Below are 13,618 nucleotides of genomic sequence, written 5' to 3' on the forward strand. Positions count from 1 at the left end.
GGCGTCCGGGGCTTCCTCGTTGAGGTCCGGCCCTTATTTTGCTGTATTCTGCCTACTTGATCGCAACGGCGCTGTCGATCTGGGTCAGGACATGGATGTCCTCCTCGAGCGGAATCGCCGTGATAATGGTTCGATTGGCCACACTGGCCAAAAAGGCTGTGTCTTTGTAGAACATGACGGCATTTCGTCCGCCTCTGCGCTCTATTTCCACGAGTGCATTTTCCATTTTTCTGATTTCTTCAGGACCAAGCTTAATATGCCGCTGCTCGAGCCTCAGGATGGCGTGGGCTGACAGCTTCAGCACCTGGTTCTGATTCTGTGCGTTTGCCGATGGTCGATTTAGCGTCTGGCCCAGCAGCGTCCTAAAATTCGCACCCGATTCCGAGGGCTCTGTCGGGTTGGCTTGACTCGCTGGAATCGGCAATGGCATTGGGTGCTGCACGCGAATGGCCATGGTTAGTGACTGCTTTCTGGAGCAGCGCTTTCTGGAGCAGTGCTATCAATCTCAGCGCCTTTTGTCTCAGCACTGCCCACGCTGAGCAGAGTCGGATGGGCGTAGGATTCACCGTTCACGACATAATGAATGCCCGTCTGGCTGATTTCGACACGATCCACCACGCCTTTGACTTCACCGGCTTCCATTGTATTCAGCACGACATCTTTGCCAATCATGTTCATGGCATTTTGTGCGGCACTCAGATTATAGAGGGTGTTGACCTGATCAGAGAGGTTTTCCAGTTTTTCTATCATGGCAAACTGGGACATTTGAGCTATATATTCGCTGTTGTCGCCGCCGGCCATGGGATCCTGGTACTTCAGCTGAGCCGCTAGGATGTTGAAAAAGTCATATTTTCCAATAAAACCATTGGAATCCGATACACCTTGTGTCTGTCCTTGTGTTTTTGCAGATGCAACGTTTTGAAAAATATTAAAGCGATTGATTTCCACCAGTCCACCACCTTTTTAAATTCGCCATTTCTGTTTGGAATCTTATGCCAGTAGATCAATCCGCTTTGGGTTAACCTTTTGTATTGCAATTTCCTGTGAAATCACTAGACCTTGTTCCGCGTCAGAGCGTTCGGCTGACCCGGACTGTCTGTGTCGGTCAGGCTGAGCCTCATTTCCTGATGACTCTGAAAATCCACTGTGCTCGCCACGATAGTGCATTTCAAAACTTCCTGAAGCTATTTGCCTGCTGTCGAACGTCGACAGCAATTGTGGCAGATGCTTTTGAATGAGGTCGTGAGCCAGCTCTGTCTCCACGCTGACGATTCCTGATAAAACGCCGTTTTTTAGACTGAGTTCAATCTCAAGGGCACCGAGGTGCTCTGGATTCAGCATCATTCTGAGGGTTTTCGTTTCGCCGGCTCTCAAAAGCTGTGCCTGCTGAGTCAAAATGGCGGGGAGCTCCCTAATCGTTGCTGCTTTGGGAATTTGCGTGTTAAAGGACGCGTCATCCAAAGAGCTGATCTGCTGCGGCTGACCGCCAACACCATCAGAAACACTCCGGAAACTGTCAGAGGATTGTTTCGAAGGTGTCGCTTTCTGACTTTTAAGCCCCTCCACCGTTGTAAAGTCAGCTGCAGCGGCCTCAGAGCGGTGTTCAGGATTCATTTGATCCTTTGGAGTGTCGGTGCTTTCAATAGCATTCGGCGCAGGATTTAAGGCTGCGTTTTCATTTTGTCGGGATTCCATCACAGTGGAAAGTCGCGATTGACTGACAAGTTCTTGAGACTTCGACAATTTTGATAAGAGGCTTGAATCCTGTACTGTCCCTTCAGACAGGCCTTCCATTGTTTTAAACACTTCCGTCAGTGCGCCATCCTCTGCGCTATGAGGATGTCCTGAGACACCCAGGGACGCGGTTGTCATCTCTGCTTGATTGACTTTGACTGAAGCATTTCCGGCGATCTTCGGTTCTGCGCTCAATATCATTTGGTGTTGACCGGCTGTATGTGGTGGATTCTGATTTGTTGGTTCCAAAACTAAATCAGGACCGGACAGCGCTGAAGCATTTCGTTCAGTCGAGGGCGTGGCGGTAGTGCCAACATTTTTTTGAACCTGGCCTATGAGTTCAGCTGACTGAGTTGCCGACGCTTCGACTTGTGAGCCGGACTGTGCGCCGAGGTTCATTGACGCTGACAGTTTGGCTTCAATGGCGGACAGGCTGCCATCGGCCAACCCTTTAGGTTCTTCTGCAGCTTTAAGATTTCCCGAAGCTTGATTCTGATCGAGGCATTGCTGCAGCATCCCCGAAAAAAGGGCATTTTCTGTCCCGTCGCCCTGTACTTTATTAGCGCTGATCTTTGATGGTTTTTCCGGTTGCTGTGTTGCGGATGAACGATTTAATGCAGTCGCATTCATTTTTTTCACCTCCCTTCAAGCAAGACAGAAACTGGGTGTCTGACACCAAGTTTCGCTTTGATGGTAACTTCGTGTCAGACACACTATTTCGCTTCAAAGTGTCTGACGGCGCCTGAAAAACTGATTCAAAGCCATTTCATCCAACAGTTGTTGAGTATGACGTTCCTGTACCTGATTAAATGCTTGCTCTTCTCTTTCCCGGTGGCGTTCCAGCACGTGAACTTCGCGTCGTGCGTCCATCCATCTGCTTTGAGTCTTTTGAAGTTCACTGTTTGCGTGTTCTTCGAGCTTCGACTGCTGATGAACCATAGTTCTCAGGTATTCTGAGTGGGCATGGGCGATTCTTATTTCCTCCAAGGTCACAACTTCAGCGTGATCTGATTTTTTCAGGTGCAGCTCATAAAGCTGCTGTCTGGACCGGCGTTCTGCCTTTATGAGCTCAACATGCTCATTCGCCAAAGTCAGTTCCATTTGCAGTTTTTGATAGGCCTCGTTCTTATGGTCCAGAACCTTTCCCAGGCTGTGTCTGTAAGCTTTCATGACTGTCCGCTGTCCCCTCCCATGGTGCTTTGGCCGCTAAGATCAAAAGTCCTGATCCTCAGCGCCGATTCAACCACAATGCTTTTGATATAAAGTTTGAATCCTGGAGAGCGTTTCATCAAAACTGCTTGATTCTTCAATGTCTTGCTTTAAAAAGGCGTCCAGCGCCGGTTTCAGCGCGACCGCCCGGTCAACCACCGGACTGGACCCTGACTTATAAGCGCCAATTTGGATCAGATCCTCGGACTCTTTATAAGCGCCCATGAGATGTCTCAGGGATGAGAGCTGCTTCACCTCGGATTTGCCTTGGAGGTCGTGGAACAAACGGCTGACGCTCTGGGGCACATCAATGGCGGGATAATGGCTCTGAGCAGCGAGCTCTCGGCTTAGGACAATGTGGCCGTCCAAAATGCCGCGCACCGCGTCTGCGATAGGCTCGTTCATGTCATCGCCCTCAACGAGGACAGTATAGAAAGCTGTTATGCTGCCACGAGCTGAGGTTCCGCTTCGTTCGAGAAGCTTGGGAAGCAGCGCAAAGACAGAAGGGGTGTAGCCTTTGGTCGCAGGCGCCTCACCGGCCGCAAGGGACACCTCGCGCTGAGCCATGGCAAATCGAGTGACAGAATCCATCATCAGCATGACGTTTTTGCCTTGATCTCTGAAGTACTCCGCTACTGCCGTGGCCAGGAAAGCGCCTTTAAGGCGCACGAGCGGCGGCTGGTCTGAAGTCGCGCAGATGACAATGGACTTTTTCAATCCATCTGGTCCAAGATCTTTGTCCAGAAAGGCTTTGACTTCTCTGCCGCGTTCCCCAATCAAGGCAATGACATTGACATCCGCATCGCTGTAACGGCTGATCATCCCCAGCAACGTACTTTTTCCAACACCGCTGCCCGCAAACACACCCATACGCTGGCCTTGGCCGCAGGTCAGGAACGCATCTATTGCTCTGACGCCGGTGTGCATGATGTCTTTGATGGGCGGCCGCGTCAATGGATTAGGCGGGCTTTTATAAAGCTGCGCTTCATGCTCGTGGCAGCTCAGCGCCTGCGCGTCCTCTGACAGGAGATTGCCGAGTCCATCCAGAACCTGCCCCAGCATCTTGCTGCCAACGCCAACACTCAAAGCCTTGCCGGTAGGGATCACCGGGCAGCCTGTCATGATGCCGTCGAGATCTCCCAGCGGCATCAGAATGACATTGTCGCTCTGGAAGCCAACCACTTCTGCCGTAATTTCCCTTCCACCGGGCAAAATAATCTTGCATATTTCACCAATAAAGGCATATAAGCTCTTGACCCTGATAGTCAGCCCCACCACCTGGTCCACTTTGCCTGAGTATCTGTAGGGACTCGTCGTTTCAACAATCTCGTGAAGCCTCTCGAAGTGAATCATGGACGGATCAGCTCCTGTTGTCTGTGATGGACTTTGAGCATTTCTGCCAGGAGCGCTTCTATGTGCCTTCCCGGGTCAAACTCGACGAGTCTTGAATCCGTCTCGCATTGCAGGATACCGCGACAGATCGCGGCATCTTCCACCATTATGAGGCGACTGTCCGGGCAGGCTTCCTGAAAATGGTCCCTCGCACCGGATAATGTTCGAAAATCTTCCGGGTGCATCCTGACCATAATTTTTGCTGATAGTGACAATTCATGCAGCATTTCCTTCAGGGGCGCCATCATCTGATCCGGCGTCATATGGGACTTGATGAATATAGACGCTACTTGTACCGACAGCTTGAGAAGATGTCCCTCATAATCCCTGGTTAGAGACTCCAGACGCTGTGATGCCGCCGCGAGAAGATCTCCCATTTGCCGCTCCGCCAGATCTAGGGCAGACTGACGTTCAGCCATAGCCTGATCAAGTCCGGTCCTGTAGCCTTCTTCAAACCCTTCAAGGCGTGCCTGGTCTCTGTAATGCACTGCCTCATCCCTAATCTTTGCGGCTTCACGCTTTGCCCGTTCCAGGATCATAGCTTCCTTGAGCTTTAAGTCCTTTGAAATCACAGAGGGAGGCTCGCACTGCACTATCCCAGGTTCAGTCTGCTGCGGCTCGACAGCGATAAAGTCCACGCGTCCTGACAAGACCTGATGCTGCTTGATGATGTTAGAGAATGATTGCATCCTCGTCAGACCTCCCCAAAATAATTTCGCCGGCTTCTTCGAGTCGCCTGATATGCCCGACTATGCGTTTCTGAGCATCTTCAACGGCAGACAGCCTGACTGGACCAAGAAATTCTATGTCGTCTTTGAGAGTCTCGGCCGCACGCTTTGAAATATTGTTGAAGATCATGGAGGACACTTTGGCTGAAGCGCCTTTGAGCGCCAGCGTGAGATCCTCTGTGCTGACTTCTCTCAGGACGCGCTGGATGGCTGCACGATCCAGCGCAACTATATCTTCAAAGACAAAGAGGCTGGATCTGACTTGCTCTGCCAAATCCGGATTTTCAAGGTCCAGATCATCCAAAATCTTCTTTTCTGTTCCCCTGTCCACCGCGTTCAGAATGTCGACCAAGGATCTGACGCCGCCTATGGATTCCAGTGAGTTATCAATAACATTGGCCAGTTTGCTTTCCAAAACCTGCTCTATCTTTTGCACGACAACAGGAGACGTGCTGTGTATGGTCGCTATGCGCTGGGCAACGTCGCTCCGGACTTGCTCCGGAAGTTCTGACAACACCTGTGCGGACTTATCCGGCTGCAGATAACAGAGAATCAGCGCAATGGTCTGGGGATGCTCATTCATCAGTAGGAGTGACAACTGATGGGGCTCAGCTTTTCTGGCCAGAGCAAACGGTCTTTCTGTCTGAGACAGCAGGCTCAAGGTATCTATGATGCTTTTTGCTTTCTGTGTCCCTAGGGCTTTATTCAGAAGATTTCTGGCATAATCCAGGCCACCGTCAAGTACATATTTTCGCGACGTCACCAGCTCCATAAACTCCTGGGTCACCCGCTCGCTGACAGCCGGTTCGACATAATCGAGATTGGCAATTTCAAGACTGATTTTTTGAATGGTGCTCTCAGGCAAATATCGAATGACCGAGGAGGAAACGTCCTGTCCGAGGCTCATGAGCAGAATCGCTGCTTTCTTTATGCCGTTTTGGCTGTCTTTATAGGCCTTTGCCACTGTTTTCCACCTCTTAAATTCTTATTGTTCTTTAATCCAGGCTTTTAACAAGTCCGCAATTTCCTGCGGATGCTCTGAGGCATATTGCTTAAGAGAGGAGTCCTTTTTATTGACTGCGCCAAACAGATCATCCAGAGTCGGCGCGTCCACGGCATTGGCCTCATCTGTGACGTTGAGAAGACTTCCCTTTGAAGCGCCCTGTGCCGGGCCACCCGCGTAAGCCGGCGTCATCTTTGAAGCGTCGCTCTGACGCTTCTTCCTAAGGAGAATTGACAGTAATAGGATTGCCGCAACCAAACCCAGCAGCCCTTTGACCAGGGTCATCACAAGCGCTTTGTCCATACCGAGAATTTTCCCCGCAGCTTCCTCCAGGCGCTTCGCTTCCTCAAGCTCCTCTGCCAGCGCAGTCTCATAGCTTCTATCAAAGGCCATGCCTTCAATATTGATCTGATCGCCACGCTGCGGATCAATGCCGGCAGCCGCTGATACCATATCCTGAATGGAGGTCTTCATCTGAGGACTCATATTGCCGTCATAGACCACGGAGACATTCAGCCGGCTGAGTACACCAACTGCCTTAATCGACGAAATTTCCGTCCTGTCCACTTCATACTCCGTGTAGGCATCATAAGTTTGAATGGCACCGGTGTCATCCTGCATAATCAGATTCTGAGTATTGTTGTCAATGGGACCCTCTGAAATAAAGGATTTGATCCCTTCCCCGCTAAAGCTCTCCTGTCGGTTTTTCACCACAGGTGAATCACCGTAAATCACTTTGCTGATTTCCTCATGGTCGAAATCGACCTCCGCAAGAACGGTGACAATGACTTTGTCCCTGCCCAGCGCTTTTTCGAGCAGTTCTGTCAGATTGCCGGCAATTTTTGACTCTATACGATCGATAATTTCGCCCTGATCCGCCGTTGCATTGGCGGCATCTCCCTGATCCGCCTGAAAAGGCGCGCTCAGAAGATTGGCGTTGGTATCGAGTACCGTGACGTTTTCCTTGGGCAGATTCTTGACCGCGCCGCTGACCAGCGACAGGATGCCTTCCACCTGCGGCGTTGTCAGACCTTTACCCGGCTGCAGTTCAATCACGACCGTGGCTGAGGACGCCTGAATCTCTTTTTCAAACAAGGAACTCTCAGCCAGATTCAAGTGAACCCTGGCATATTTGACTTCTTCCAGTGCTCTAATGGTACGCTCCAGTTCCCCTTGGGTTGCCCGCTGAAACATGATTTTCCGGTCCTGGTCTGTGACCATAAGGCCCTGATTGTCAAAGAGCTCGAAGCCGATGGTCGTATCCGGCAAACTCCCATTCATAGCCAGCTTAATTCTCAAGTCATTGACGACCTTGTCATCTACCAGAATAGTCGTACCGCCGTCTTCCAGTTTATATTTCACAGTGCCCATGCGATCCATTTCTTCGACAATCGCCGCTGCGCTGTTGAGTTCAAGTCCGCTGAAAAGAACCACATAGTTGACTTTGCCCAGGATCAGGACATAAAGCGCAAAAAACAAAATCAGAGAGAACGCGGCTGCCGCCATCAATCTCTTTGACATTAAACTCAGTGCATTAAATTGTTCCCTGATCCTAATCCAGGCCGTGCTCAACTTCGCCATCGATCCTTCTCCTCATAACAGCTTTATAACTGCATAGTCATCATTTCTTTATAAGCTTCCACAACCTTGTTGCGCACTTGCATGGTCATTTCCAGCATCAGCTTCGCTTCCTGAGTCGCAATTAAAACTTCATGAAGCTCGACCGAATCTCCGCTGACGAGCTGCTGCGTCAGTCCATCCGCTCTGATCTGAGCGTTTTCCACTTTTTCAAGCTGTGTTTTAAGCAGGTCACCAAAGTTGACAGTACCGGCTTCGCCTGCCCCACTATTGATCCCTGAACTTTGCGAAACGAGATTATTGAGCGGCATCATTTGAGTCAGTACAGGATTAATTGCCATTCAGATTGCTCCTCTGCTGCATTTTTTGAGTGACTAACGTCCTATTTCAAGGGTTTTAACCAATATGGCCTTGCTCGTATTCAGCGCCGTCAGATTGGCTTCATAAGCCCGGCGGGCGACCATCATATCGATCATCTCCGTCATGAGATTGACGTTTGGCATCCGTACATAGCCATTTTCATCCGCGTCAGGATGCTCCGGTCTGTAAACCAGCGGCGTCTCTTCGTCAGACTCTACAACCGCAACCGCTTTGATGCCTGAACTGACCTGCTCCGGACGTCCGGCTCTGTTCATTTCAGTTTTCAATTGTTCCTGAAATACCGCGATCTTTCTTATGTAAGGCCCACCTTCTTCTGTACGGGTGGTTTCCGCATTCGCTATGTTGGTCGAAATGGTATCCATGCGGAAGCGTTCTGCCGTCAAACCGCTTGTATGAATGTTCATGGCGTTAAACATCCCCATGCTTACCTTCTCCCCTCATGAATCACATAACTCATTGTCTGATACTTTTGATTCAGCTGCTGAATCAAAGTCTGGTATAGGATTTGGTTCGCGGCCATCAGGCTCATTTCCTGATCCAGATCGACATTATTTCCGTCATTGTTCATGCGGCTGCTCTGGTCTTTTACAACTTTTGGCGCAATGTTGCCAATTCTGATTTTGGCATTTTCGAAATTCTTGTTTTTCTGAGCTTCCCCAAGTGCTTTTTTAAGTTCTCCTTCAAAAGAAACCCGGCTGGCTTTGTAATTTTTAGTGTTGAGATTGGCCAAATTCGAGGCAATGGCTTCCTGTCTTCGCTGTGACCCTTCAATGGCTTTCGTCAGGGCCTGATAAGTTAAATCATTTTGGATCATAGCGCAAGCACCACCTCTCTCATTTTTTGACTTCCGGATTTTGTATGCCAGTTCAAAATTACATTTTATTACAATTCCGCATAATTATATTACATTATTTTCACTAATTTGGGAATATTTTCTTTTTTATGGCATAGAAAAAACTTCCCTACTGGCACTCGGCTGCCATATGAACTGATTTACATAGTCCACTTAGGCCCGTTCTTTTGCGTCCCAGGCTTTCGCCTGGTTTGCCTTTTTCTGAAAAGTTTTCGGAGATGAATGCTGAATAGACTCTGGAATTGTGACATAGCTGATGTGTTCGGCCAAGCCGAGGCTGTAATTCCTGATAAATCCAATTCAATGATTCAGTCATTCGATTCTGGATGCGATAATTTTGAAGCAATACTCTGTTATGTTAATTGTCAATCTTGAGAAAAAACATAACAAATTAATCTTAACACATGAAAAGTAACAATAAAATAACAAACTTCAAAAAATATCGGATATTTCGACACTTTTCTCATCTTTGTTAATTATTCACAGAAACTTATAATTTTTAGGATTCTTAGGCTTTTGTATCCAGTCCGGAAATCCGTTCCTCAGAGGCAGTCAAAATCTGACTGGACAAAGCTTTCGCTTTCCTGACACCTTTCATTTCTAGGACCAGCGCTTCCTTATGATTTTTCAGTTTTAACTGGTGATTTTGATGCAATTTGTATATTTTTTCTAGCACCTGTTGAATGGCAATTTGAAAGTCTGAAATGTCCAAAATGTCATTTTTTCCCTTATTGTCCCATTCAGGGTTTACACTTTGATCCAACGCTTTGATCTGATCCATGCAGACTTCGACCACGTCTGACAGCTCAGGATCACCAGGCTCATACTCCGTATAAAGTTTTTGCCAGGCTTCCAGCAGACTTAAACGCGTCGACAGATAGCTCAGCAATCTTTGACATTCCATGGCATTGCCCCGCTTCCTCACCTAAATTTGCTGCCAGCTTCCTCTGAGTTCCTCCAAATATTGACGAATCTCAATGAGGGCCGTGGGATCTTTTTTAATATTGGCTTGCACCAGTGACCAGCGGAAGTACTCATACAGTTTGTATAAATCCTTTGCAATGTCGCCTCCCTCATCGAAATTCAGGGTGACCATCAGCTCTTCAATAATCAGCTGACCTTTGAGAATTTTTTGGTGGGCGATCTGAAGGTTCTTGACTTCAAGCGCAGCTTCTGCCGCCTTCAAGTTTTGAATCACTCCGTCATAGAGCATCAGGATGAGTTTTTTTTGCGGCGCCGTACTGACCTGGGCCCCGCCATAAGCTTGGTTAGCCTGTCTGAGGGCTGTATTGTATGCACTCATGTTTAACATCCCCTATTCACCTGACTGCATGCCGCCTAGTTGGGCCGCCAGCCAGTTCGATTGCGTCTCTGATTTTTGCATTGCGACGTCCAGTTTGGAAAACATGTTGACGTAGTAGGCTTCTCTTTTTGCCATTTTGTCTTCAAATTCTGAGATTCTGCGATTTAAGTCTTTGAGCGAGCGTTCCAGACTTGTGCTCTTGACCTGGAACATGCCGTTTGTTTTATCTGTCAAACCCTCAATAAGTGATTTAAGTTTCCCGGACATTCCGGTCTGTGCGCTATCTCCTGCCAGGAACTTTTGAACTTCATTCGGATTATCTTTCAGGGCTGCTTTCAATTTTTCAGCGTCCAGAAGCAGCGTCCCTTCTTTATCAATGGTTTTTATGCCAATCTCTGCAAGATTTTTATACATGGCGCTGCTCTCTGAAAGATCTGAGGTTACACCCTGACGCAAACTGTTCTGAAACCTTACAAGGCTGCTTTCACCGTAGAGTTTTCCCTGACTTCCCGCAACCTCTCTAGTGCCCGCTGCCGTTTGAGATTTGAGAAAGGACATGGTGCTGTTGTATTGCTCGACGAATTCCTGGAAGGCTTTAACCGTTTTTTCAGTATCATCTGAGACAGTAATCATGGTGGACGGCCTCGTCCCGGTTTCTTGCTTCAGCTGAAGTGTCATACCCAGCACAGCGTCAGAAACCGTGTTGCTGTCGCGGGTCATTTCAATGCCGTTCACTGAAAAAATGGATTGCTTACCTAAAACTTCGACTTGTTCATCCAGACCAAGGGCAGCGGGGATGGTCCCATCAGACCCGGTCACTGTTAATTCCTGTGCCCCAAAGCTGCTGGATTTGAACACCATTCTTCCATCTACCACGGTTGCCGTCACACCTGATTTTGCGCTTTCCAGGTTAATATTGCGAACTATAGTCCGAAGGGACTGAGTGGTCTCAATCGATATAACGGCCGACTTTTCCCCTGATCCAAGAGTGAGGCTGCCTTCAAGGCTGAGTGGCACATCCAGACCCAGCGCAGGCATCGCCGTGCCTGTCCCTGTCACTTTGGTTTGAGTTGCCAGCCGCGTGACAATGACCTCATACTGGCCGCTGACAGCGTCTCGGGTTCCGCTGCCGCTGACCACAGTATCATCAGATGAGGCAGTCGTCTTGGAATACAGTGTTTCTGTCTTCGACAGGGACGCAATTTTATCCAGCAAATTTTTGAGGCGGGTGGAAACGTCTTTCCAGGCCCCTTGCTTGGCTTCCAGGCTGGATTTCTTTGATGCGAATGTAATAAGCGGGCGTTTCTCAACCGCCATCAACTTATCAATCACGCCCTGATCCATGCCTGAGTAAGAACCTATAAAATTAATTCCGGCCATAAGTCACCTCATTCTTTTCCAACCAACTATTCTTTGGAACTAAATTGTCGTTTCTAAATTTCAAGCTCTAAATTTTCTCATCCACGCACAGTCCAACGAGTTCTCTCAGGTTTGACATGAGTTCGACCATTTTTTCAGAAGGTATTTCTTTGACGACTTCGTCCGTCTCATCATCAATAAGTTTGACAATGACTTCGCCGGATTTTTCGTGAATTTTAAATTCGAAATGCGTCGTACTCCCCTGTCTCATTTCATTGACATCTTGAATAAGCTTGTCTACCAAAGCAACAGAGGGATGTGATTTCGCTTCTTGATGTTGATCTCCTTGAGGCGGTTTTCCAAAATGGTGCTCAATCTTTTCTTTGAGCTTTTCAAGCGGAATTCGCTGACCTTGCTCTTGAATGACCCTTAATGCCGGGCTGGAATGTTGAACTCTTTCAATTTTATAATCCACGGCGCACCTCCGCAACACGTCATCCTCTGGTTTTAAGCAGCGACTTCGCGGCCGCAGCCGCAGACTGATTCTCTTTCATGACCTCATCAAGCACTTCTTTTCTGTAGATTTTAACCTCTTTTGGAGCGTTGATGCCCAGCTTGACCTTGCCGTCTTCAATACCTAAAACAACAATCTCAATGTTCCCGTCAATGATCAGGGATTCCTCTTCTTTTCTAGCCAAGACCAGCAACTGTAGCCACCCCCTCCTCCAGCTTCAGCGGAACCCGCGTCGGCCATTCGGGATTACTTAAAATGACCTGAGCCGCGGTTCTGTTCGTCAAGCTGACCACCAGTGGCGCTGCCAGGTTCATGGTGGAAGCTTCAAGGGGTTCGCGAACCGTCACTATAGCCAGGACCTCTGCGTCCTCAGGGGTTGCAATGCCAATTGCCCTGCAGACATCATCCGGTAAGTCCACTTCAAAGCTCTGAATCCAGTACCAGGGACTGGTCAGAATGAAACCAACCGTGTCGTCATCTTCGCAGCACATGCTAAAAAAAGGCATGGACGCTATCTCTTCTATTTTGAAGCGTTTACAGCTTTCAAACCCGGGAATGCCCTCCGGAAAATAGAGGTCACCGCTTAGAGCCAGCTGTTCGTTGAGTTCTTCTTGATTAATGGTCATAGGATTCTCCCCACTTCAGTCTAGAGGTAGTCGAGCAGCGTCGGCTGCAGGATTTTAGCGCCCGTAGACAAAGAGGCTTTGTAGGCGTTCTCCATCATGGCAAATTGCATCACCTTTTCGGCAAAATCAATGTCTTCGGCTTTCGAAAGCAGCTCAGTCAAATTGAGGGCCTCTGAATCATTAAGGGTTGTCATAGCTTCGAGACGGTTGGCTGTCGCGCCGTTTTTCGAGCGAATGGATAAGACGGTCTCAATTTTCTCGTCCAGTTGCTTTAAAATATCCCCGCCGATGGTCTTCCGTTCCACAGAATCAGCCTCCGCGAGGCCTTTCTTGAATTTGGCCAGAACCTCAGAAAGACTGTCCTCGCCATCCTTTTTTGCTTCAAAGATCTCGTGTCCCGTGATATTGATCTCAATCCGGACACCCGGCAAGACTTCGTGTCTGAGTCGCTCTTCATTGCCAGAGTAGGCAATCTTCCCCGTCACTTCGTCTGTTGAAAACGGCGACGTCATTGTCTTCGTTCCGCCAAATAAAAATCTGCCGTCGTATTTCGAATTCCCAATTTGGGATAATCCCTGGATCAATTGTCCGACTTCAATCTCATAGGCTTTGTACTCCGCATCGCTGTTGGTGCCGTTCGCCGCGGCAATGGCCAGCTCTCTCAATCTGTTCAGCGAGGCACCAATTTCGTTGAGTGCCCCATCTGTGGTTTCCACCCAACCGGACGCATCTTCAATATTTCGTTTGTACTGCGCGTTCCGCCCCACTTCAGTTTCAAGGGACAAGGCTCTGGACACCATGACTGGATTGTCGGAGGGTCTGGAGAATAGTTTACCCGTCGTGAGCTGATTCTGGGTTTTATGCATTTGATTCAGGTTTCGGCGCAGGTGGATCAGAAAATCTTCACCCATCATCCGGTTCGTCACTCTCATGGGGTT

18 protein-coding genes and 1 riboswitch are annotated in these 13,618 nt (G+C 48.7%); all 18 genes read right to left on the reverse strand.

Annotation, left to right across the window (positions count from 1 at the left end; genetic code table 11):
- Positions 1-52: 52 nt before the first annotated feature.
- Positions 53-454, reverse strand: coding sequence for a flagellar protein (locus tag AC4PHM_RS07605; protein ID WP_291405644.1), 402 nt, complete (start codon positions 452-454; stop codon positions 53-55).
- A 2-nt stretch (positions 455-456) separates the two neighbouring features.
- Entirely contained in the window at positions 457-948 is a 492-nt protein-coding gene (locus tag AC4PHM_RS07610; protein WP_291405646.1) for a flagellar hook assembly protein FlgD, read from the reverse strand.
- Between the two features lie 42 nt (positions 949-990).
- Positions 991-2,364 carry a flagellar hook-length control protein FliK gene (locus AC4PHM_RS07615; RefSeq protein WP_291405648.1) on the reverse strand — a complete coding sequence of 458 codons (1,374 nt, stop codon included), beginning with the start codon at positions 2,362-2,364 and terminating at the stop codon, positions 991-993.
- 93 nt (positions 2,365-2,457) lie between these two features.
- Entirely contained in the window at positions 2,458-2,904 is a 447-nt protein-coding gene (locus tag AC4PHM_RS07620) for a flagellar FliJ family protein (RefSeq protein WP_291405902.1), read from the reverse strand.
- A gap of 69 nt (positions 2,905-2,973) precedes the next feature.
- Positions 2,974-4,296: a flagellar protein export ATPase FliI gene (fliI, locus tag AC4PHM_RS07625; RefSeq protein WP_291405904.1), complete on the reverse strand. Its 1,323-nt coding sequence runs from the start codon at positions 4,294-4,296 to the stop codon at positions 2,974-2,976.
- Positions 4,293-5,024, reverse strand: a complete 732-nt coding sequence (locus AC4PHM_RS07630; RefSeq protein ID WP_492020293.1) for a FliH/SctL family protein — start codon at positions 5,022-5,024, stop codon at positions 4,293-4,295. The genes fliI and AC4PHM_RS07630 overlap by 4 nt, the downstream gene beginning before the upstream one ends.
- Positions 5,008-6,027: a flagellar motor switch protein FliG gene (gene fliG, locus AC4PHM_RS07635; protein ID WP_291405907.1), complete on the reverse strand. Its 1,020-nt coding sequence runs from the start codon at positions 6,025-6,027 to the stop codon at positions 5,008-5,010. Before fliG ends, AC4PHM_RS07630 begins: the two co-directional genes overlap by 17 nt.
- A 21-nt stretch (positions 6,028-6,048) precedes the next feature.
- Entirely contained in the window at positions 6,049-7,647 is a 1,599-nt protein-coding gene (fliF, locus tag AC4PHM_RS07640; RefSeq protein ID WP_492020294.1) for a flagellar basal-body MS-ring/collar protein FliF, read from the reverse strand.
- 23 nt (positions 7,648-7,670) lie between these two features.
- The gene (gene fliE / locus AC4PHM_RS07645) at positions 7,671-7,985 is read right to left on the reverse strand and encodes a flagellar hook-basal body complex protein FliE (RefSeq protein ID WP_492020295.1); all 315 of its coding nucleotides are present in this window, start codon (positions 7,983-7,985) and stop codon (positions 7,671-7,673) included.
- Between the two features lie 33 nt (positions 7,986-8,018).
- Complete coding sequence (gene flgC, locus AC4PHM_RS07650; protein WP_291405913.1) at positions 8,019-8,447, reverse strand: flagellar basal body rod protein FlgC; 429 nt, start codon at positions 8,445-8,447, stop codon at positions 8,019-8,021.
- Between the two features lie 2 nt (positions 8,448-8,449).
- Complete coding sequence (flgB, locus tag AC4PHM_RS07655; protein ID WP_492020296.1) at positions 8,450-8,839, reverse strand: flagellar basal body rod protein FlgB; 390 nt, start codon at positions 8,837-8,839, stop codon at positions 8,450-8,452.
- 150 nt (positions 8,840-8,989) lie between these two features.
- Positions 8,990-9,084: riboswitch (cyclic di-GMP riboswitch) on the reverse strand.
- Positions 9,085-9,386: 302 nt separating this feature from the next.
- Positions 9,387-9,782, reverse strand: coding sequence for a hypothetical protein (locus AC4PHM_RS07660; RefSeq protein ID WP_291405917.1), 396 nt, complete (start codon positions 9,780-9,782; stop codon positions 9,387-9,389).
- A gap of 21 nt (positions 9,783-9,803) precedes the next feature.
- The gene (gene fliS / locus AC4PHM_RS07665; protein WP_492020297.1) at positions 9,804-10,181 is read right to left on the reverse strand and encodes a flagellar export chaperone FliS; all 378 of its coding nucleotides are present in this window, start codon (positions 10,179-10,181) and stop codon (positions 9,804-9,806) included.
- A 12-nt stretch (positions 10,182-10,193) separates the two neighbouring features.
- Positions 10,194-11,561: a flagellar filament capping protein FliD gene (gene fliD, locus AC4PHM_RS07670; RefSeq protein WP_492020298.1), complete on the reverse strand. Its 1,368-nt coding sequence runs from the start codon at positions 11,559-11,561 to the stop codon at positions 10,194-10,196.
- 67 nt (positions 11,562-11,628) lie between these two features.
- Complete coding sequence (locus AC4PHM_RS07675) at positions 11,629-12,015, reverse strand: flagellar protein FlaG (protein WP_492020299.1); 387 nt, start codon at positions 12,013-12,015, stop codon at positions 11,629-11,631.
- A gap of 19 nt (positions 12,016-12,034) precedes the next feature.
- Positions 12,035-12,247 (reverse strand): carbon storage regulator CsrA, encoded by a 213-nt coding sequence (gene csrA, locus AC4PHM_RS07680; protein WP_291405925.1) that lies wholly within the window; start codon positions 12,245-12,247, stop codon positions 12,035-12,037.
- On the reverse strand, positions 12,231-12,680 hold the full coding sequence (gene fliW / locus AC4PHM_RS07685; protein ID WP_492020300.1) for a flagellar assembly protein FliW: 450 nt from the start codon (positions 12,678-12,680) through the stop codon (positions 12,231-12,233). The genes csrA and fliW overlap by 17 nt, the downstream gene beginning before the upstream one ends.
- Positions 12,681-12,700: 20 nt before the next feature.
- Complete coding sequence (gene flgL, locus AC4PHM_RS07690; RefSeq protein ID WP_291405929.1) at positions 12,701-13,612, reverse strand: flagellar hook-associated protein FlgL; 912 nt, start codon at positions 13,610-13,612, stop codon at positions 12,701-12,703.
- Positions 13,613-13,618 lie beyond the last annotated feature (6 nt).

The sequence above is a fragment of the Acidaminobacter sp. QWL-03 genome (assembly GCF_058683855.1).

What these genes read in the sequence shown, in the direction of transcription:
- AC4PHM_RS07605 (WP_291405644.1), bottom strand. Translation starts at nt 454, where the DNA reads ATGGCCATTCGCGTGCAGCACCCAATGCCATTGCCGATTCCAGCGAGT.
- AC4PHM_RS07615 (WP_291405648.1), bottom strand. Translation starts at nt 2,364, where the DNA reads ATGAATGCGACTGCATTAAATCGTTCATCCGCAACACAGCAACCGGAA.
- AC4PHM_RS07620 (WP_291405902.1), bottom strand. Translation starts at nt 2,904, where the DNA reads ATGAAAGCTTACAGACACAGCCTGGGAAAGGTTCTGGACCATAAGAAC.
- fliI (WP_291405904.1), bottom strand. Translation starts at nt 4,296, where the DNA reads ATGATTCACTTCGAGAGGCTTCACGAGATTGTTGAAACGACGAGTCCC.
- AC4PHM_RS07630 (WP_492020293.1), bottom strand. Translation starts at nt 5,024, where the DNA reads ATGCAATCATTCTCTAACATCATCAAGCAGCATCAGGTCTTGTCAGGA.
- fliF (WP_492020294.1), bottom strand. Translation starts at nt 7,647, where the DNA reads ATGGCGAAGTTGAGCACGGCCTGGATTAGGATCAGGGAACAATTTAAT.
- fliE (WP_492020295.1), bottom strand. Translation starts at nt 7,985, where the DNA reads ATGGCAATTAATCCTGTACTGACTCAAATGATGCCGCTCAATAATCTC.
- flgC (WP_291405913.1), bottom strand. Translation starts at nt 8,447, where the DNA reads ATGGGGATGTTTAACGCCATGAACATTCATACAAGCGGTTTGACGGCA.
- flgB (WP_492020296.1), bottom strand. Translation starts at nt 8,839, where the DNA reads ATGATCCAAAATGATTTAACTTATCAGGCCCTGACGAAAGCCATTGAA.
- AC4PHM_RS07660 (WP_291405917.1), bottom strand. Translation starts at nt 9,782, where the DNA reads ATGGAATGTCAAAGATTGCTGAGCTATCTGTCGACGCGTTTAAGTCTG.
- fliS (WP_492020297.1), bottom strand. Translation starts at nt 10,181, where the DNA reads ATGAGTGCATACAATACAGCCCTCAGACAGGCTAACCAAGCTTATGGC.
- fliD (WP_492020298.1), bottom strand. Translation starts at nt 11,561, where the DNA reads ATGGCCGGAATTAATTTTATAGGTTCTTACTCAGGCATGGATCAGGGC.
- fliW (WP_492020300.1), bottom strand. Translation starts at nt 12,680, where the DNA reads ATGACCATTAATCAAGAAGAACTCAACGAACAGCTGGCTCTAAGCGGT.
- flgL (WP_291405929.1), bottom strand. Translation starts at nt 13,612, where the DNA reads ATGAGAGTGACGAACCGGATGATGGGTGAAGATTTTCTGATCCACCTG.